Consider the following 20003-nt stretch of genomic DNA (forward strand, 5'->3'; position numbering starts at 1 on the left):
CGCTATGGATTACTTTACTTTATTCGGGTTGCCGGTCCGCTATAGCGTAGACGGTAGCTTGCTTACCTCACGCTATCAAGATTTGCAGCGCCAATTCCACCCCGATCGTCATGCCCTCCAACCGGAGCGTGAACGCCTGATGGCGTTACAGCAGGCGGCGACCATCAATGAAGCCTATCAGTCGCTGAAGCACCCGTTAAAACGTGCCGAGTATATGTTATCTTTGCACGGCTTTGATTTGGGCAACGAGCAACATACCCTGCGCGACACCGCATTCCTGATGGAACAGTTGGAGCTGCGTGAAGAGCTTGACGCCATTGAACGCTCACCGGATGCGCCAAACGCACTGGCTGACTTCGCCACGCGCCTGAACAAGACCTTCAAACAGCGTAGCGCGCAGATGGTGCAGGAGCTGGATGATCAGCAGTGGCCACAGGCTGCCGATACCGTGCGCAAGTTACGCTTTTTGGACAAACTCCAGCAACAGATTGAACAACTCGAAGAAAAATTGCTGGGTTTTGATTAAAACTCCCCTATGGATTTCGAGTTGCAGCTAGGCAATAAAGTAACAACGCTGCAACTTGAAAGACGACGGGGAAACATTCTTGATTGTGGAAGCTTTGTATATGGCCTTATTACAAATTAGTGAGCCTGGCCTCACGGCTGCGCCGCATCAGCGCCGTCTGGCTGCCGGTATTGATCTGGGCACCACCAATTCGCTGGTGGCTACGGTGCGTAGCGGCCAGGCTGAAACGTTGGCCGACCTTGAAGGGCGCTATCTGCTGCCTTCCGTAGTGCATTATCAGGCCACCGAACACCAGGTTGGCTGGAGTGCTCGTGCACAGGCGGCACAAGATCCGGTCAATACGGTCAGCTCTGTCAAACGCATGATGGGCCGCTCTTTGGCTGACGTGCAACAACGCTATCCAAACCTGCCGTATCAGTTCCAGGCCAGCGACAACGGCTTGCCAATGATCGTGACCGCCGCAGGTCTGGTTAACCCGGTTGGCGTATCTGCCGATATCCTCAAGGCACTGGCTACCCGCGCTAAAGCGGCGCTGGAAGGTGAACTTGATGGGGTGGTGATCACCGTTCCCGCCTACTTCGACGACGCTCAACGCCAAGGCACCAAAGACGCTGCGCGTCTGGCTGGCCTGCACGTACTGCGCCTGTTGAACGAACCGACCGCCGCGGCTATCGCCTACGGGTTGGATTCGGGTCAGGAAGGGGTGATCGCTGTTTACGATCTGGGCGGCGGCACCTTTGATATATCCATTTTGCGTCTCAGCCGTGGCGTGTTCGAAGTGCTGGCTACCGGCGGTGATTCCGCATTGGGTGGCGATGACTTCGACCATCTGCTGGCGGACTGGTTGCGTGAACAGGCCGGTATTAGCGATCGTAGCGATCATGGTGTGCAACGCCAATTGCTGGATGCCGCGATTGCGGTCAAAATCGCCCTGAGCGATGCGCAGAGCACCACGGTAGATATCGCTGGTTGGCAGGGTGAAGTGACCCGTGAACAGTTCGAAACGCTGATTGCCTCGTTGGTGAAACGCACCCTGATGGCTTGCCGCCGCGCGCTGAAAGATGCCGCCGTCAGTGCCGAAGAGGTGCTGGAAGTGGTGATGGTTGGCGGCTCAACCCGTGTGCCATTGGTGCGCGAGCAGGTGGGCGAGTTCTTTGGCCGCACGCCGCTGACGTCGATCGATCCGGACAAGGTAGTGGCTATCGGTGCCGCTATCCAGGCGGATATCCTGGTAGGGAACAAACCGGATAGCGAAATGCTGCTGCTGGACGTGATCCCGCTGTCGCTTGGCCTGGAAACCATGGGTGGCCTGGTCGAGAAGGTGATCCCGCGTAACACCACCATTCCGGTGGCGCGAGCGCAGGAGTTCACTACCTTTAAAGACGGCCAGAGCGCGATGATGATCCATGTGCTGCAAGGCGAGCGTGAACTGGTGCAAGATTGCCGTTCGCTGGCGCGCTTTACGCTGCGTGGTTTACCGCCGTTGCCTGCTGGTGGGGCACATATTCGTGTGACCTTCCAGGTGGATGCCGATGGCCTGCTGAGCGTGACGGCGATGGAGAAATCCACTGGTGTCGAAGCTTCCATTCAGGTCAAGCCATCGTATGGTCTGTCCGATGCCGAAATTGCTGGCATGTTGAAGGACTCGATGGCCAATGCGCAAAGCGATGTCGGTGCTCGCAAGCTGGCGGAGCAACGGGTAGAAGCTTCCCGTGTGCTGGAAAGCCTGCAAGGTGCACTGGCAAGCGATGCCGCTCTGTTGAGTGATGAAGAAAGCCAGGCTATCAACAACGCGGTAGCCGAACTCCAGCAAGTGATGCAAGGCTCCGATCCTGCTGCGATCGAGGCTGCAATAAAAATAGTCGATGCAACAACCCAAGATTTTGCCGCGCGCCGCATGGATGCCTCCATTCGCCGTGCGCTGGCTGGCCATTCTGTGGATGAGGTTTAACCATGCCGAAAATTGTTTTCCTGCCCCATCAAGATCTATGCCCGGAGGGGGCAGTACTGGAAGCGGAAATTGGGGAAACTATCCTCGATGTCGCACTGCGTAACGGTATTGAAATTGAACATGCCTGTGAGAAGTCCTGCGCCTGTACCACCTGCCACTGCATCGTGCGTGAAGGGTTTGATTCCCTGGCCGAAAGCAGCGAGCTGGAAGATGACATGCTGGACAAAGCCTGGGGGCTGGAGCCGGAAAGCCGCTTGAGCTGCCAGGCCCGCGTCACCGAAGACGATCTGGTGGTCGAAATGCCGCGTTATACCGTCAACCACGCACGCGAGCACTAGTTTACCCGTCGTCTTTCAAGCCGCAGCGTTGTTACCTGCGAGCGTGAACCCCAGTCACTTACTGAAAGTAAGCTCCTGGGGACTCACACTCTTGTCGCCTAGCTGCGACTTGAAATCCATAGGGTAAAATGAGCCGTAATCATCATGTAGTGCAGGAGATAGTTTTATGAAGTGGACAGACAGCCGCGAAATCGGCGAAGCCCTGTACGATGCCTATCCAGATACCGATCCGAAAACCGTGCGTTTCACCGATATGCACCAGTGGATTTGCGATCTGGAAGAATTTGACGACGAACCGCAGGCTTCCAATGAAAAAATACTGGAAGCGATCCTGCTGGTCTGGTTAGATGAAGCAGAGTAAATAGCGAAATGGGCTGCCAAAGGCAGCCCGTTTATTTTGTATCCGACAAGATTAGTACAAGAATAATCCGGAGTAAGGCTATGACAACCGAAATCATGCAGATCACGCTATCCCAGCAACCCGCCGATGCGCGCTGGGGTGAAAAGGCGCTGCTGAGCACCAATGACCAAGGCATCACCATCCATCTGAGCAATTCCGGCAAACTGGGCCTGATCCAGCGTGCGGCACGCAGGATCGATGGCCAGGGTATCAAGAAAGTGAAACTGGCCGGGGAAGGCTGGGACCTGGAAAATAGCTGGGCGTTTTGGCAGGGCTATCGCGGGCCGAAAGGGCAGCGTAGCGTTGAATGGGCAGAGCTGCCGGAAGCGGAAAGCCAGGAACTGCAACAGCGCCTGAAGATTGTCGACTGGGTGCGTGACACCATCAATATGCCAGCGGAAGAGCTGGGGCCAGAGCAACTGGCAAGCCGCGCGGTTGATCTGATGTGTGCCGTCGGTTGCGATGCCGTCAGCTACCGTATCACCAAAGGTGAAGACCTGCGTGAGCAGAACTACGCCGGTATTCATACCGTTGGCCGGGGTTCCGATCGTTCTCCGGTGCTGTTGGCGCTGGACTTTAACCCGACGGGCAACCCTGATGCACCGGTATTTGCCTGCCTGGTGGGTAAAGGTATCACCTTCGACACCGGCGGCTACAGCCTCAAGCAAAGCGCGTTTATGGACTCGATGAAGTCCGACATGGGCGGCGCGGCCACCATCACTGGCGCATTGGCATTAGCAGTGGCACGTGGCTTGCAGCAGCGCGTTAAGCTGTACCTGTGCTGTGCGGACAATATGGTCAGCGGTAACGCCTTCAAACTGGGTGATATTATCCGCTATCGCAATGGCAAAACGGTTGAAGTGATGAATACCGATGCGGAAGGGCGTTTGGTATTGGCCGATGGGCTGATCGATGCCAGTGCACAAAACCCTCAGTTGATCATCGATTGTGCGACCTTGACCGGCGCAGCCAAAACGGCGGTAGGGAATGATTACCACGCGCTGTTCAGCTTTGACGATGCGCTGGCGCAAGAGCTGTTGGCCAGTGCGGATGAAGAGCACGAGCCGTTCTGGCGTCTGCCGCTGGCGGAATTCCACCGCAGCCAGTTGCCGTCAAACTTTGCTGAACTGAACAACGTTGCAGGCCCGGCTTATACTGCTGGTGCCAGTACCGCCGCAGCTTTCCTGTCACACTTTGTGCAGAATTACCAAAAGGGCTGGCTGCACATTGACTGTTCTGCCACTTACCGTAAAGGTGCTGTGGATCAGTGGTCGGCAGGCGCAACCGGTCTGGGCGTTCGCACGCTGGCCAACCTGTTGCTGAGCAAAGCCAAGTAAGTTTAACATTACGTTTTTCCGTAAGGGCTCAGCATGCTGAGCCCTTAATACATTGGAGGAGTCGGCAATGAGTTCCCACCACCATCATGATGATGACGCCGTTGCGGGCGAAAACGAGCTTGAGCGCCTGCTGAGGCTGGCGGCCTCGGAGCCGGCGCACCGCCCGGCGTTTTTCCGCGAACTGCTGGATTCAACGGTTTACATTTTGGGTGACAGCGAGCAGGTGCCGCACGACGGCGAAATCACGCTGAATGCCGAGACACCGGTGAACATTCAGCACTGGGAAAAGCAGGATGGCAGCAGCGTAGTGCCTTTCTTCACCTCATTGGAGGCGCTGCAAAAGGCCGTGGAGGATGAGCAACCCTTTATCGCCATGCCCGCTCGCGTGCTGTTTGAAATCACGCAAGGTGCCGAACTGTTCCTGAACCCGAAAGGCACCCACGGCAAAGAATTCCTGCCAGCCGAGATCGCCATGCTGCTGGCTACCGGCGGCGTAGTGAAGCCAGCGGAACGCTATATCGATACCGAAACCCAGCTGCTGCTGGGGCAGCCCGAAGAGTATCCTGCGGCGATGGTAGATGCGCTGACGACCTTGTTCAGCCAGCGTAAACCGGTACGCCGCGCTTTCCTGGCACTGATGCACGACCGTGCTGTAGACGAGAAGCCGAACCTGCTGGTGGGTCTGGAAGTGGATGGCGACCCGGCAGAGATTGAAGCCCTGATCAGCGAAGCCGGTATGGTGGCCAGCGAAACCGCGCCAAACGATGAGCCAGTCGATTTTTGCCTGGTAGAAGAGAATGCGCGGGGCGTGAGCCATTATCTGATCACCCATACCCAGGCTTTCTATCAACGTCGCTGGGGGAGTTGGCTGCGAAATATGATCCCATCGACCGATAAAACACAGTAAACCGACCGGTAAGGATCCAATTTGTCGCTGACTATCGAGGATTAAGATAATTTTTTTTTAATGAAATGTTGATTTTCCCGTAGGCAAGCGTTAACAGCGCACATATAATCTGCGCCACTTGAAAGGCCGGCACCTCACCTTATCGCCCGGCCTGTTTTGGAAGACATAATAGAGGCCATCATGACCGTAGAACGTACCTTTTCCATCATTAAACCAAACGCAGTAGCTAACAATGACATCGGCGCTATCTATGCTCGTTTCGAGCGCGCGGGTTTCAAAATCATCGCATCTAAAATGTTGCGTCTGACTCGCGAACAGGCCGAAGGCTTCTACGCTGAGCACAAAGGCCGTCCTTTCTTCGACGGTCTGGTTGAGTTCATGACCTCTGGCCCAATCGTGGTGCAGGTTCTGGAAGCCGAAAACGCCGTACAGCGTAACCGTGACATCATGGGCGCAACCAACCCGGACAACGCATTGGCTGGCACTCTGCGTGCTGACTATGCAGACAGCTTCACTGCCAACGCCGTTCACGGCTCAGACGCAGTAGAATCTGCCCAGCGTGAAATCGCCTACTTTTTTAACGAAAGCGAAATCTGCGCACGTTAATACCCGTCGTCTTTCAAGCTGCAGCGTTGTTACCTGCACTATCCCACCCCAGTCACTTACGAAAAGTAAGCTCCTGGGGATGAGATAGCTTGTCGCCTAGCTGCAACTTGAAATCCATAGGGTATTAAGAGGTTTCTTGCATAGTGAAGTGAGCTTTTACCGGCAGATACAATAAAAATGCCGTGAAAGCCGTTCAGACGTAGAAACCCGCTACTAAAATTTGTACAATGCCGCGCCCCAGGGAAGTCATCTTGCCTGGGGCGTGTCTTTTGATGACACACTTACTTTCCACTCCTTCAAGCCATAACGTGTAATAACGAGGCTAAGAGATCATTATGTTAGAACCCATCGCGCCCGAGCATACCTTGTCTGAAAATAATTCCCTGACCGTGCAAACGGAACAACCGGCTACGGCCAAAATCAACCTGCTGGATTTGAACCGTCAGCAATTGCGCGAATTCTTCGCCAACATGGGTGAAAAACCTTTCCGCGCCGATCAGGTGATGAAGTGGATGTATCACTATTGCTGCGATGATTTTGAGCAGATGACCGACATCAACAAGGTGCTGCGCAATAAATTACAGAGCGTGGCGGAAATCCGTGCGCCGGAAGTAGCTGAAGAGCAGCGTTCGGCTGATGGCACCATCAAGTGGGCCATCAAGGTGGGCGATCAACAGGTCGAAACTGTCTATATCCCAGATGGTGATCGCGCCACTCTGTGCGTGTCTTCACAGGTAGGCTGCGCACTGGAGTGCAAATTCTGTTCCACGGCTCAGCAGGGCTTTAACCGCAACCTGCGAGTGTCGGAAATTATCGGCCAGGTTTGGCGTGCCGCTAAAATTTTGGGTGCCATCAAAGTCACCGGCCAGCGCCCGATCACCAACGTGGTGATGATGGGCATGGGCGAGCCGCTGCTTAACCTGACCAACGTGGTGCCTGCGATGGAAATCATGCTGGACGACTTTGGTTTTGGCCTGTCCAAGCGCCGCGTTACCTTGTCCACCTCCGGTGTCGTGCCCGCCTTGGACAAATTGGGAGACATGATCGATGTGGCCCTGGCCATTTCGCTGCATGCACCAAACGACACGATCCGCGACGAGATCGTGCCAATCAACCGCAAGTACAATATTGAAACCTTCCTGGCGGCGGTACGCCGTTATCTGGAAAAATCCAATGCTAACCAAGGGCGGGTCACCGTTGAGTACGTGATGCTGGATCATATCAACGACAGCACTGACGACGCGCACCAACTGGCGGAAGTGCTGAAGGATACGCCATGCAAGATCAACCTGATCCCATGGAACCCGTTCCCTGGAGCACCTTATGGCCGCAGTTCCAACAGCCGCGTCGACCGTTTCTCCAAGGTGTTGATGGAATACGGCTTTACGACTATTGTTCGTAAAACCCGTGGCGATGACATTGATGCTGCCTGTGGGCAGTTGGCGGGAGAGGTGATCGATCGTACCAAGCGTACCCTGAAAAAGAAAATGGCCGGGGAACCTATCAACGTACGAGCGGTCTGAATCCTATAGCATGATTTTTTTGTTATCTAACAGCCTGTTATGTGAGCAGCAATCCTTCAGGCGATCGGGTAACATCGGATAAGGAAATGAGTGCAAGCATGAAGCTGAAACTGTGGGGTGTATTATTGGCGGCCAGTTTGCTGGCGGGCTGTTCCAGCTCGCAGCCCGATAACGACGGGCCAGCGGTGGCGGCAGGCCAGACCCGGTTGCAACTGGGCCTGGAGTATCTGAACCAGGGCGATCTACCGGCTGCCAGGCAGAATCTGCAAAAAGCGGTCGATGCTGCCCCACAGGATTATCGTACCCAATTGGGCATGGCACTCTACAATCAGCGGATCGGCGATAACGCCGCCGCGCAGCAGAGTTATCAGCAAGCGCTTAAACTTGCACCGGGTAACGGTACCGTATTGAATAATTACGGTGCGTTTCTCTGTAGTTTAGGGCAGTATGTACCGGCCCAACAGCAGTTTAGCGCTGCGGCACTGGCGCCAGAATATGGCCAGGTTGCCGACAGTCTGGAAAACGCAGGTTACTGTTTCCTCAAGGCCGGTCAAAATGATGAAGCTCGTAAGTTATTAACGCGAGCGCTGAAGATCGATCCGGACAAGGGGGCTCCGCTGTTAGTGGAGGCAGAAAAGCAATTTGGAGAAGGGAAGCGCACGCAGTCGCAACTTTTATTGGACAGTTATCAACATGTTCTGCCGGCGAGTGCCGACAGTCTATGGTTACAGATTCGTTTCGCCGCGTTAGCGGGCCGTCAGGATAGCGTTCAACGCTATGGCAAACAGCTAGCGCGAAGTTTTCCACAATCCAAACAGTACCAGCAGTTCTTAGCTAATGAATACTGAAGATTCCCAAGATAAAACCGTATCTATGACAACAGGTCAACGCCTGCGCCAGGCTCGTGAACAACTCGGGTTGAGCCAACAGGTCGTGGCTGAACGCCTGTGCCTAAAAATGTCTACCGTGCGCGACATTGAAGACGACAATATGTCTGCCGATCTGGCTTCAACGTTCGTGCGTGGTTATATCCGTTCCTATGCCAAGCTGGTGCATTTGCCAGAAGATGAACTGTTGCCGATGATGGAAAAACAGGCACCAGTGAGAGCGGCCAAAGTGGCTCAGATGCAGAGCTTCTCTTTGGGGAAGCGCCGTAAAAAGCGTGATGGCTGGCTGATGAGCTTTACCTGGCTGATTGTGTTTGTGGTCGTGGGTTTGACCGGTGCCTGGTGGTGGCAGAATCACAAGGCTCAGCAGGAAGAGATCGCCACCATGGCGGATCAATCTTCTGCACAACTTTCTCAACATGGTGAAGGCCAACCCGTACCGCTAACCGACGGCAACGTCGATAATGGCGCTTCTGCGGTAGATCCTGACAGCAGCCCCGCGCCAGCAACCAATAGCGCGGTGACGACTCAACAGGTTCCGGTTGTGCTTGATCCTCAGGCGGCTCAGCAGCCTGCGGTGGTAGCACCAAGCCAGGCCACTATCCCGGATGCAGCTCCGACAGCCCCAGTGGTTCAGTCTCAGCTGCCTACCGGTACCGCTGGCGTCAGTGCTCCAGAAGCAGATGCCAATGGGCTGGTAATGGATTTTTCCGGCGACTGCTGGGTACAAGTGGTTGACGCGACGGGCAAATCTTTGGTCAGCGGCATTCAGAAAAGCGGTTCCCGGCTGAATCTGGCAGGAACGGCCCCGTATAAACTGACCCTCGGCGCACCGGCTTCGGTACAGGTTCAATTCCAGGGTAAACCGGTCGATTTAAGCCGGTTTGTCAAGTCAAACCGTGTTGCTCGTCTGACCGTTGCCGCGCAGTAATTGCGCGGCTATTGTCGTTAAGTCAGAGCAGCAGTGGAGAGTAACTGATGCATAACCAAGCTCCCATTAACCGTCGCAAATCTACCCGTATTTACGTCGGTAACGTGCCTATAGGCGATGGAGCGCCGATTGCCGTGCAATCGATGACCAACACCCGTACCACCGATGTCGAAGCGACGGTTAATCAGATCCGGGCTCTGGAGCGCGTGGGGGTTGATATCGTCCGCGTTTCCGTTCCCACCATGGACGCCGCCGAGGCGTTTCGGCTGATCAAACAGCAGGTCAACGTACCGCTGGTGGCCGATATCCATTTCGATTACCGCATTGCGTTGCAGGTTGCCGAATACGGCGTTGACTGCCTGCGTATCAACCCGGGTAACATCGGCAACGAATCACGTATCCGCTCAGTGGTTGACTGCGCACGTGACAAAAATATCCCGATCCGCATCGGCGTTAACGGCGGTTCGTTGGAAAAAGATATTCAGGAAAAGTACGGCGAACCTACGCCGGAAGCGCTGCTGGAATCCGCCATGCGTCACGTGGATATCCTGGATCGCCTCAACTTTGACCAGTTCAAGGTAAGCGTAAAAGCGTCCGACGTGTTCCTGGCCGTGCAGTCTTACCGGTTGTTGGCTGCCCGTATTGACCAACCCTTGCACCTTGGTATCACCGAGGCGGGCGGCGCACGCAGTGGCTCAGTAAAATCAGCCATTGGCTTGGGCATGCTGCTGTCGGAAGGGATCGGCGATACGCTGCGCATTTCGCTGGCGGCAGATCCGGTTGAAGAAGTGAAGGTTGGCTTTGATATCCTGAAGTCTTTGCGCATCCGCGCTCGTGGCATCAACTTCATTGCCTGCCCAACTTGCTCACGTCAGGAGTTTGACGTCATTGGCACTGTCAATGCGTTGGAACAGCGCCTGGAAGACCTCATTACCCCGATGGATGTGTCCATTATCGGTTGTGTGGTGAACGGGCCGGGCGAAGCTTTGGTGTCTACCATTGGGGTAACCGGTGGGCACAAGAAGAGTGGCTTCTACGAAGACGGCGTACGCCAGAAAGATCGTTTTGATAACGAACAGATGATTGATCAGTTGGAAGCGAAGATCCGGGCCAAAGCGGCCATGATGGACGAATCCAAGCGTATTTCGATCAATCTTCTGGAAGAATAAGCCAGTGGGCATTTGGCCCACTGATGAATTATCCGAGGGCTAGATTGCCTATCCGCGTTGAATAGCGGGTGGCAAAGTCCCTATAATCGGATCCATTTTATAAAACGGACAGAGAACTCACGTGGCAAAAAACATTCAAGCCATTCGCGGCATGAACGATTACCTGCCGGAAGAAACGGCACTGTGGCAGCGCATTGAAGGCACACTCAAGCAGGTGCTGAGCGGCTATGGCTATAGCGAAATCCGGTTGCCGATTGTAGAGCAGACCCCGTTATTTAAGCGCGCCATCGGTGAAGTGACCGACGTCGTGGAAAAAGAGATGTATACCTTCGAGGATCGCAACGGCGAAAGCCTGACGCTGCGCCCGGAAGGAACGGCTGGCTGCGTACGCGCCGGTATCGAACATGGTCTGCTGTACAATCAGGAACAGCGTCTGTGGTATATCGGCCCGATGTTCCGTTACGAACGTCCACAAAAAGGCCGTTACCGCCAGTTCCATCAGTTAGGGGCAGAGGTATTTGGCCTGCAAGGCCCGGATATTGATGCTGAGCTTATCCTGCTGACTGCCCGCTGGTGGAAGGCGCTGGGTATTGCCGAACACGTCAATCTGGAACTGAACTCCATCGGTTCACAGGAAGCTCGCTGCAACTATCGTGACGCTCTGGTGGCTTTCCTGGAACAGCATCAGGAAAAACTCGACGAAGACTGCAAGCGCCGCATGTACAGCAACCCACTGCGCGTGCTGGATTCTAAAAATCCAGAAGTGCAAACCCTGCTTAACGATGCGCCGCGTCTTTCCGACTATCTGGATGAAGAGTCCAAAGCCCACTTTGCCGGGCTGTGTGAACTTTTAGCTCAGGCCGGTATCCCATATACCGTTAACGAGCGCCTGGTGCGTGGCCTGGATTATTACAATCGCACGGTGTTTGAGTGGGTCACCACCAGCCTGGGCGCTCAGGGCACCGTGTGTGCCGGTGGCCGTTACGATGGCCTGGTTGAGCAACTGGGTGGGCGTGCTACCCCTGGCGTTGGTTTTGCCATGGGGCTGGAGCGTTTAGTGCTGCTGGTTCAGGCGGTTAATCCGGACTTCAAGGCACCGGCCACTATCGACGTGTACGTCATATCGAGCGGGGCGGGTACCCAGAGTGCGGCCATGTTGCTGGCAGAGCAGGTTCGTGATGCTGCGCCGCAGATTAAACTGATGACCAACTATGGCGGCGGCAACTTTAAAAAGCAGATCACCCGTGCAGATAAGTGGGGCGCTCGTATCGCCCTGATCCTGGGTGAGAACGAAGTCGCAGCACAGCAGGTGGTGATGAAAGACCTGCGCAGTGGTGAACAAGAAACGCTGGCGCAAAGCGAAATCGCTGCGCGTCTGGCTTTGATGTTAGGTTAAGGAGAAGGACACCGTGGAAGTCTATACCACTGAAAACGAACAGCTTGACGCCGTGCGCAACTTTTTTGCCGAAAACGGTAAAGCTTTGGTTGTGGGTGTGGTGCTCGGTATTGGTGCCCTGGTTGGTTGGCGCTACTGGCAGAGCAACCAGACCTCCAGCATGATGGCGGCCTCACAGTCTTATCAACAGGCTAGCGTTGCCTTGGAATCGGGTAAAGCCGAAGACGTGGCAACGGCAGAGAAGTTTATCCAGGCGAACGACAACAGCTACGGCGTGTTCGCGGCTCTGGAGTTGGCTAAGCACTTTGCAGAACAAGGTGATTTCGCCAAGGCAGAACAGCAACTGGTAGTGGCACAGGGCCATGCCAAAGATGAAAACCTGCTGGCGCTGGTAAACCTGCGTCTGGCACGTATTCAGATGCAAGAGAAAAAGCTGGATGAAGCGCTGAAAACGCTGGATGGCGTGAAAGGCGAAGGTTGGATGGCAATGATGCAAGACGCACGCGGTGACGTGCTGTTGGCCAAAGGCGACAGCAAAGGTGCACGCGAAGCTTACAGCAAAGGCATCGAATCCAATGCTTCTCAGGTGCTTGCGGCAGTGATGCGCATGAAATTGAATAACTTGTCCAGCTAAGGGGAATCCCATGCAATTGCGTAAAACACTCTTGGTCGGACTGGTTTCCGTGACTTTGCTGAGTGGTTGTTCGCTGTTTAGTGGCGAAGAAGATGTGGTTACCATGTCGCCGCTGCCAACGGTTGAAAATCAGTTCACGCCGAACAAAGCGTGGAGCACGTCGGTCGGCGACGGCATTGGTGAGTACTACTCTCACCTGCGTCCGACTTATCAGGACAGCACGGTTTATGCTGCCGATCGTCGCGGTACGGTGAAAGCGATGGACTTGGCCGACGGTAAAGAAAAATGGAAGGCCGACCTCTCCGAGAAAACCGGCTTCTTCTCCAGTAACCTGCCAGCGCTGCTGTCTGGCGGCCTGACGGTGTCTGGCTCCAACGTGTACGTTGGCAGTGAGAAAGCAGTGGTGTATGCGCTGAATACCGAAGACGGTAAAGTCTCTTGGCAAACCAAGGTAGCGGGTGAAGCGATTTCCCGCCCGGTGGTCGCCGAGGGTCTGGTACTGGTCCATACCACTAACGGCCAGCTGCAAGCGTTGAACGAGTCCGATGGTACCATCAAGTGGACGGTCAACCTGGATATCCCTTCACTGTCACTGCGTGGTGAGTCTGCTCCGGCAACGGCCTTTGGTGCAGCAGTAGTTGGCGGTGACAACGGTCGCATCAGCGCGGTGTTGATGCAGCAGGGCCAGTTGATCTGGCAGCAGCGTATTTCCCAGCCAAGCGGTGCGACCGAGATCGATCGCCTGAATGACGTAGACACCACGCCGGTGATTATTGACAACGTGGTCTATGCCTTGGGTTACAATGGCAACATGGCGGCGCTGGATCTGCGCTCCGGCCAAATCATGTGGAAACGTGATATGGGCTCGGTGAACGACTTTATCGTCGATGCAGGCCGTATCTATGTGGTCGATCAGAATGACCGTGTAGTGGCGATGAATACCGAAGGTGGCGTTAACCTGTGGCGTCAGAGCGATTTGTTGCACCGTAACCTGACCGCACCAGCGCTGTATAATGGCTACTTGGTCGTCGGCGATGCCGAAGGTTATCTGCACTGGATCAATACCACCGATGGCCGTTTTGTGGCTCAGCAAAAAGTGGATAGCTCCGGCTTCCTGTCCGCGCCAATTGTGGCCGGTGATAAACTGCTGATCCAGGCGCGTGGCGGCAAGGTTTACGCCTTCACTCGCTAACAGTTTTTACTCAGTAGATCGCAAATTGCGGTTAGTGATATTTACTACACGCCGTTTGATAGGTCTTACCCTATGGATTTCGAGTTGCAGCTAGGCAATAACAACGCTGCAGCTTGAAAGACGACGGGTAATGGGATAACGGCTCCTGCTATCAGGGGCCGTTTCGTATTTTTAAGCTATGCCGCTGCTGTCTATTGCGCTGCATAGTAACGCATTGATTATTAAGTAATGAGGCTTCAACATGATACCTGTCGTTGCGCTGGTCGGGCGCCCGAATGTCGGTAAATCCACCTTGTTTAACCGTTTAACACAGACGCGCGATGCGCTGGTGGCGGATTTCCCCGGGCTAACGCGAGACCGCAAGTATGGTCGTGCTGAAGTTGAGGGCAACGAATTTATTATCGTCGATACCGGGGGTATTGACGGGACGGAAGATGGCGTTGAAACGCGTATGGCCGGCCAGTCGCTGCTGGCGATCGAAGAGGCCGATATCGTCCTGTTTATGGTCGATGCCCGTGCCGGGCTGATGCCTGCCGATCAGGGGATTGCCCAGCACCTGCGTAATCGCCAGAAGGCGACGTTCCTGGTTGCCAACAAAACCGATGGCATGGACCCGGATACGGCGACGGCAGATTTCTATTCCTTGGGCCTGGGCGACGTCTATGCGATTGCCGCTTCCCATGGCCGTGGCGTCACGCAACTGATTGAGCACGTACTGGTGCCGTTCATCCCGGCAAAACCGGAAGAAGTCGAGCTGACCGAAGAAGAAGCCAATGCCGCCTATTGGGCCGAGCAGAATGGTGAGCTGGAAGAGGGTGAATATGAAGATCCGGAAGACGACTTCAACCCGCAGGATCTGCCGATCAAGCTGGCGATCGTTGGCCGCCCTAACGTAGGTAAGTCGACGCTCACTAACCGTATCCTCGGCGAAGAGCGTGTCGTCGTGTTTGACATGCCAGGCACCACTCGCGACAGCATTTACATTCCGATGGTACGTGACGAGCGCGAATACGTGCTGATCGACACCGCCGGGGTGCGCAAGCGCGGCAAGGTTACCGAAACCGTAGAGAAATTCTCGGTGATCAAAACGCTACAGGCGATTGAAGATGCCAACGTAGTACTGCTGGTGGTTGACGCCCGCGAAGGCATTTCCGATCAGGATCTGTCGCTGCTGGGCTTTATCCTCAATAGTGGGCGCTCACTGGTGATTGCGGTCAACAAGTGGGACGGCATGAGTGAGGAAGATCGCGATCACGTGAAGGAGATGCTCGATCTACGCCTGGGCTTTGTCGATTTTGCGCGTGTGCACTTTATCTCTGCGCTGCACGGCAGCGGTGTGGGTAACCTGTTCGAATCTGTTAACGAAGCCTATGAGTGTGCTACTCGTCGCGTAAACACCTCGATGCTTACCAAGATCATGCAGATGGCTGCTGAAGACCATCAGCCGCCGTTGGTGCGGGGCCGCCGCGTGAAGCTGAAATACGCGCACGCTGGGGGTTATAACCCACCTATCGTGGTGATCCACGGCAACCAGGTATCCGATCTGGCCGACTCCTACAAACGTTACCTGATGAACTACTTCCGTCGTTCACTCAAGGTGATGGGAACGCCGATCCGCATCCAGTTCAAAGAGGGCGAGAACCCGTTTGCGGGTAAGCGCAACACCTTGACGCCAAACCAGATGCGCAAGCGTAAGCGCTTGATGAGCCACCTGAAGAAGTCAAAATAACCATCGTAGGGCGTGGAATTGATACCGCGCCCTATTTTTATCCTGCTTAAACCGTTCTATTATCTGCCAATCTCACTCCTTCACCGACCCTGCAAAGGAACCTCATGTCCTGGGAAACCTGGAGTTTTGCCTTTAGCGTCACCGTACCCAACCTATTGATGATGCTGCTGGGGATCCTGCTGCGCCACTGGCGGCTGATGGACGATCGCTTTATCGATGGGGCCACCAAGCTGGTATTTAATCTGGCTCTGCCCTGCCTGTTGTTCTTCAGCATCGCCACCAACCATCCGCAACTGCGCGATAATTTCGCGTTGGTGATCTACGGTGCGGTAGGAACGGTTGCGACCTTCCTGCTGCTGGAGATCGCAGCAAAGTGGCTGGTGAAAGAACCACGCGAGCGTGGCGTATTCGTGCAGGGGGGATTCCGGGCGAATACCGCGATTGTCGGCCTGGCTTATGCCATGACTGCCTACGGCGATGAGGGCGTCGCGATTGCCTCGCTGTATCTGACCGTGACGGTGATCCTGTTTAACGTGCTGTCGGTCATCACCCTGACGCGCAGCCTGCAAGGCGGCAACGGGCAGAAAATCAAACATCTGTCATTGCTGCGCAGCATCGTGACCAATCCGCTGATCTTGGGGCTGTTGAGCGGTCTGGCCTATGCGCAGACCGGGTTTGGGATTGCGCCAGTGCTCAAACAGACCGGCAGCTACATCTCAGGCCTTTCATTACCGCTGGCCTTGCTGTGTACCGGGGCCAGCCTCGATCTGCGGGCGATGTTCCGCTCTTCCAACGTCGCAGCGTTGTCGTCGTCGGCTAAACTGTTTTTGGTTCCGGTGCTGATGACGTTAGGGGGTTGGCTTTGCGGTTTTGAGGGCGCTACGCTCGGCATTATTTTTATGTTCTCGGCGACGCCAACCGCTTCCGGCAGCTATGTAATGACACGCGCTATGGGGGGCAACGCGACGTTGGCCGCCAATATTATTGCGATCACCACCGTGGGATCCTTCTTTACCACCGCGCTGGGGATCTCTTTCCTGCGCTCGTGGGGCGTGATTTAAACCAGGAGGAAAGATGGACGCCTTATGTCCGGTTTGTGCCCAGCCGATGAGCTGGTTGAATGGCCACTATCATTGTGACGGCTGTAACAGTGATTACCAGCAGTTTGCCGAATGCCCCGACTGCGGGCAACCGTTGCAAGAACTGAAAGCCTGTGGCGCCGTGGATTATCTCTGCCAGCATGGCCACGGGCTGATCTCCAAAAAGCGAGTGAAGTTCAGCTATCAACCGGTGGAATGACCTTATGCATCATAGAGCCGGTGGTCGTGCGTGCTGACCGCTGGTGACACCTTGTTTTGGCTGAGGCGTTTTACCGAGGCCCGTACCGCCAAGCGCCTGTGCAGCAGCATATTTCCGCAGAAGAAGTCGATCAGCTCTGCCACTAACGGCTATTCCACCACGCGTTTCTTACGTGGCTTTTTCGCCACGGTGACGATTTTTACTTCGCTCTCCACCCAGCCATCCTGCAGGCGGGTTTTCAGCATTTCCCCAACCTGTGCCTGCTTGGTGGTTTTCAGTAACTCACCCTGTGGCGTCTGCGTTACGCTATAGCCGCGAGCCAAGGTTGCCAGCGGACTAACTGCCTCCAATTGACTACAGGCGACGCCAAAGCGCTGGCGATAGCCATTGAGTTGCCGCTCCATCCCCTGTTGCAAACGGTATTCCTGCTGCTGAACACGCTGCTGTAAGCGGTGGATGTGGCCCATCGGCTGTACCTGCGCCAAGCGCTGCTGCACGCGTTCACTGCGGCGAGAAGATAGCCGTAATTGCTGCTGCATCCCTTCCTCAAGACGGCGCTGTAGTTTGAATAACAGCGTTTGCTGTCGTGCCAGCCGCAGGTGTGGATGCTGCTGTTGCAGACGGTGGTTGATGCGGGTGAACTGCTGCTGGCGCTGCGCCAGATAATAGTCCATCGCCATTTCCAGCCGCTGTTGCTGTGACTGCAATTGGCGCAGCAGCTCAAGCTGATTACGGCTGATCAACTCCGCCGCAGCGGAAGGGGTAGGTGCCCGCAGGTCGGCAACAAAGTCGGCAATGGTGACGTCGGTTTCATGGCCAACGGCGCTGACAATAGGGATACGGCTGGCAAAAATTGCCTTCGCGACGCGTTCGTCGTTAAAACTCCACAAATCTTCTAACGAGCCACCGCCGCGCCCGACGATCAGCACATCACACTCATCACGGCGGTTGGCGGTTTCGATCGCGCGAACGATCTGCAACGGAGCTTCTGCCCCTTGCACGGACGTGGGATAAATCACGATCGGCAGTGAAGGATCGCGCCGCTTTAGCACCTGCAAAATATCGTGCAGAGCCGCGCCGCTGGCGGAGGTGATCACCCCAACGTGTTTGGCCGGGTTTGGCAGCGGTTGCTTGAACTGCTGATCAAACAAGCCTTCGGCCGCCAAGCGCTGCTTCAATTGCTCGAATTGCTGTTGCAGCAGGCCGTCACCGGCAGGCTGCATGCTTTCGGCGATCAGTTGGTAATCACCGCGTGGCTCATACAGGGTGATGCTGGCCCGCACCAGAACCTGCTGGCCATTTTGCGGGCGAAAGGTGGTGCGCCGGTTGCTGTTGCGGAACATCGCGCAACGCACCTGGGCACGGTCATCTTTCAGCGTGAAATACCAGTGGCCGGAGGAGGGCTGGGAGAAGTTGGAGATCTCGGCGGAGAGCCAAATCTGCCCCATTTCCATTTCCAGCAGCTGTCGAACCGTCTGATTGAGGCGGCTTACGGTAAAAATGGACGGTGAAGTAGGTAGTGACATGTGACCCAGATCAAATTTCAAAACAAGCACTTAATTGGTCGATATTACAGCTCGGCGAAAGGTAATCAAGAGTTTTTGTAAGAAAGTGCTGGAGGCAACCGATTACGCTCTGTATAATGCCACGGCAATATTTTATCTTTTCCGCATCCACCTTGGTGAGATATTGCCCATGCTACGTATTGTAAAAGAAGCTCTAACGTTTGATGACGTTCTCCTGGTTCCAGCCCACTCCACAGTTCTGCCTAATACCGCAGATCTTGGCACCCAACTGACCAAATCCATCCGCCTGAATATCCCTATGCTGTCCGCAGCCATGGATACTGTAACCGAATCCAACCTGGCCATTGCGCTGGCGCAGGAAGGCGGCTTGGGCTTCATTCACAAAAACATGTCCATTGAGCGCCAGGCGGAAGAAGTTCGCCGGGTGAAAAAACATGAAAGCGGTGTGGTCACGGACCCACAGGCCGTTACTCCTTCCACCACGCTGGCAGAAGTGAAAGAGTTAACCGCGCGTAACGGCTTTGCCGGTTACCCGGTTGTGACCGAAGAAAACGAACTGGTGGGGATCATTACCGGCCGTGACGTGCGCTTCGTCACCGATCTGACTCAGCCTGTCACCGCAGTGATGACGCCAAAAGAGCGCCTGGTCACCGTCAAGGAAGGCGAAGCGCGTGAAGTCGTGTTGCAAAAAATGCACGAAAAACGTGTTGAAAAAGCGCTGGTGGTGGACGATAGCTTCCATCTGCTGGGCATGATCACCGTTAAAGACTTCCAGAAAGCAGAGCGTAAACCTAACGCCTGTAAAGATGAGCATGGCCGTCTGCGCGTAGGCGCTGCGGTGGGTGCTGGTGCTGGTAACGAAGAGCGCGTTGATGCGCTGGTTGCCGCCGGGGTTGACGTACTGCTCATCGACTCTTCACACGGCCATTCCGAAGGCGTGTTACAGCGTATTCGCGAAACACGTGCCAAATACCCAGACCTGCAAATCCTTGGTGGCAACGTCGCGACCGGGGCTGGTGCCAAAGCCCTGATGGAAGCCGGCGTGAGCGCGGTAAAAGTCGGTATTGGCCCTGGCTCTATCTGTACGACTCGTATCGTAACCGGCGTGGGTGTTCCGCAGATCACTGCTATCGCCGATGCAGTAGAAGCGTTGGAAGGTACAGGTATCCCTGTTATCGCTGACGGCGGTATCCGCTTCTCTGGCGATATCGCCAAAGCGATTGCTGCTGGCGCGTCCTGCGTGATGGTTGGCTCAATGCTGGCGGGTACGGAAGAATCTCCAGGCGAAATCGAGTTGTATCAGGGGCGTTCGTTCAAATCTTATCGTGGAATGGGTTCTCTGGGCGCGATGTCCAAAGGTTCCTCCGACCGTTACTTCCAGACCGATAACGCCGCTGATAAACTGGTGCCGGAAGGTATCGAAGGCCGTGTGGCCTATAAAGGCATGCTGAAGGCGATTGTACATCAGCAGATGGGCGGCCTGCGTTCCTGCATGGGCCTGACTGGCTGTGCGACCATCGACGAACTGCGTACCAAAGCCGAGTTTGTGCGCATCAGCGGTGCCGGTATTCAAGAAAGCCATGTGCATGACGTGACCATCACCAAAGAATCACCAAACTATCGCATGGGCTAATGCTTTAACCTCTCTCCTG

At 55.2% G+C, this 20003-nt stretch carries 19 protein-coding genes and 1 pseudogene; 18 read left to right on the top strand and 2 right to left on the bottom strand.

Translation table 11 applies throughout. The features are described 5' to 3' along the window. Positions 1–4 precede the first annotated feature (4 nt). From hscB to KAJ71_RS14785, 17 genes are all read left to right on the top strand, one after another. Complete coding sequence (gene hscB, locus KAJ71_RS14705) at positions 5–526, top strand: co-chaperone HscB (RefSeq protein WP_248946420.1); 522 nt, start codon at positions 5–7, stop codon at positions 524–526. Positions 527–626: 100 nt separating this feature from the next. Next, positions 627–2477 (top strand): Fe-S protein assembly chaperone HscA, encoded by a 1851-nt coding sequence (gene hscA / locus KAJ71_RS14710; RefSeq protein WP_248946421.1) that lies wholly within the window; start codon positions 627–629, stop codon positions 2475–2477. Positions 2478–2479: 2 nt separating this feature from the next. Further along, a complete protein-coding gene (fdx, locus tag KAJ71_RS14715) occupies positions 2480–2815 on the top strand; it encodes an ISC system 2Fe-2S type ferredoxin (RefSeq protein ID WP_248946422.1) in 336 nt (111 codons plus the stop codon). A gap of 166 nt (positions 2816–2981) precedes the next feature. Then, positions 2982–3176 (top strand): Fe-S cluster assembly protein IscX, encoded by a 195-nt coding sequence (gene iscX / locus KAJ71_RS14720; protein WP_248946423.1) that lies wholly within the window; start codon positions 2982–2984, stop codon positions 3174–3176. An 80-nt stretch (positions 3177–3256) separates the two neighbouring features. Beyond that, positions 3257–4552: an aminopeptidase PepB gene (gene pepB, locus KAJ71_RS14725; RefSeq protein ID WP_248946424.1), complete on the top strand. Its 1296-nt coding sequence runs from the start codon at positions 3257–3259 to the stop codon at positions 4550–4552. 67 nt (positions 4553–4619) lie between these two features. After that, positions 4620–5459 (top strand): enhanced serine sensitivity protein SseB, encoded by an 840-nt coding sequence (sseB, locus tag KAJ71_RS14730; protein ID WP_202671265.1) that lies wholly within the window; start codon positions 4620–4622, stop codon positions 5457–5459. A gap of 180 nt (positions 5460–5639) precedes the next feature. Next, positions 5640–6065, top strand: coding sequence for a nucleoside-diphosphate kinase (ndk, locus tag KAJ71_RS14735; RefSeq protein ID WP_202671266.1), 426 nt, complete (start codon positions 5640–5642; stop codon positions 6063–6065). A gap of 335 nt (positions 6066–6400) precedes the next feature. Then, positions 6401–7588 carry a dual-specificity RNA methyltransferase RlmN gene (rlmN, locus tag KAJ71_RS14740; protein ID WP_248946426.1) on the top strand — a complete coding sequence of 396 codons (1188 nt, stop codon included), beginning with the start codon at positions 6401–6403 and terminating at the stop codon, positions 7586–7588. A 98-nt stretch (positions 7589–7686) separates the two neighbouring features. After that, positions 7687–8436 carry a type IV pilus biogenesis/stability protein PilW gene (gene pilW, locus KAJ71_RS14745; RefSeq protein ID WP_248946427.1) on the top strand — a complete coding sequence of 250 codons (750 nt, stop codon included), beginning with the start codon at positions 7687–7689 and terminating at the stop codon, positions 8434–8436. Beyond that, positions 8426–9406: a cytoskeleton protein RodZ gene (rodZ, locus tag KAJ71_RS14750; protein WP_248946428.1), complete on the top strand. Its 981-nt coding sequence runs from the start codon at positions 8426–8428 to the stop codon at positions 9404–9406. Before pilW ends, rodZ begins: the two co-directional genes overlap by 11 nt. 47 nt (positions 9407–9453) lie before the next feature. Further along, the gene (gene ispG / locus KAJ71_RS14755) at positions 9454–10575 is read left to right on the top strand and encodes a flavodoxin-dependent (E)-4-hydroxy-3-methylbut-2-enyl-diphosphate synthase (protein WP_025119796.1); all 1122 of its coding nucleotides are present in this window, start codon (positions 9454–9456) and stop codon (positions 10573–10575) included. A 121-nt stretch (positions 10576–10696) separates the two neighbouring features. Further along, a complete protein-coding gene (gene hisS, locus KAJ71_RS14760; RefSeq protein ID WP_248946429.1) occupies positions 10697–11971 on the top strand; it encodes a histidine--tRNA ligase in 1275 nt (424 codons plus the stop codon). A gap of 13 nt (positions 11972–11984) precedes the next feature. Beyond that, entirely contained in the window at positions 11985–12605 is a 621-nt protein-coding gene (locus KAJ71_RS14765) for a YfgM family protein (protein WP_248946430.1), read from the top strand. A 10-nt stretch (positions 12606–12615) separates the two neighbouring features. Beyond that, positions 12616–13797 carry an outer membrane protein assembly factor BamB gene (gene bamB, locus KAJ71_RS14770; RefSeq protein ID WP_248946431.1) on the top strand — a complete coding sequence of 394 codons (1182 nt, stop codon included), beginning with the start codon at positions 12616–12618 and terminating at the stop codon, positions 13795–13797. 241 nt (positions 13798–14038) lie between these two features. After that, a complete protein-coding gene (der, locus tag KAJ71_RS14775) occupies positions 14039–15526 on the top strand; it encodes a ribosome biogenesis GTPase Der (protein WP_025119792.1) in 1488 nt (495 codons plus the stop codon). 104 nt (positions 15527–15630) lie between these two features. Next, on the top strand, positions 15631–16587 hold the full coding sequence (locus KAJ71_RS14780; protein WP_248946432.1) for an AEC family transporter: 957 nt from the start codon (positions 15631–15633) through the stop codon (positions 16585–16587). 13 nt (positions 16588–16600) lie between these two features. After that, positions 16601–16825: a zinc ribbon domain-containing protein gene (locus KAJ71_RS14785; protein ID WP_248946433.1), complete on the top strand. Its 225-nt coding sequence runs from the start codon at positions 16601–16603 to the stop codon at positions 16823–16825. A 2-nt stretch (positions 16826–16827) separates the two neighbouring features. On the opposite strand, the pseudogene KAJ71_RS23535 reads toward KAJ71_RS14785, so the two are convergent. Both KAJ71_RS23535 and xseA read right to left on the bottom strand, forming a co-directional pair. Next, a pseudogene (locus KAJ71_RS23535) lies at positions 16828–16938 on the bottom strand (cytochrome-c peroxidase); the annotation flags it as partial. A 36-nt stretch (positions 16939–16974) separates the two neighbouring features. Then, positions 16975–18351 carry an exodeoxyribonuclease VII large subunit gene (gene xseA, locus KAJ71_RS14790; protein ID WP_248946434.1) on the bottom strand — a complete coding sequence of 459 codons (1377 nt, stop codon included), beginning with the start codon at positions 18349–18351 and terminating at the stop codon, positions 16975–16977. Between the two features lie 169 nt (positions 18352–18520). On the opposite strand from xseA, the gene guaB reads away from it, so the two are divergent. Further along, complete coding sequence (gene guaB, locus KAJ71_RS14795; protein WP_037411907.1) at positions 18521–19984, top strand: IMP dehydrogenase; 1464 nt, start codon at positions 18521–18523, stop codon at positions 19982–19984. Positions 19985–20003: the final 19 nt, after the last annotated feature.

The organism is Serratia silvae (assembly GCF_023282985.1).
Classification (GTDB): domain Bacteria; phylum Pseudomonadota; class Gammaproteobacteria; order Enterobacterales; family Enterobacteriaceae; genus Chania; species Chania silvae.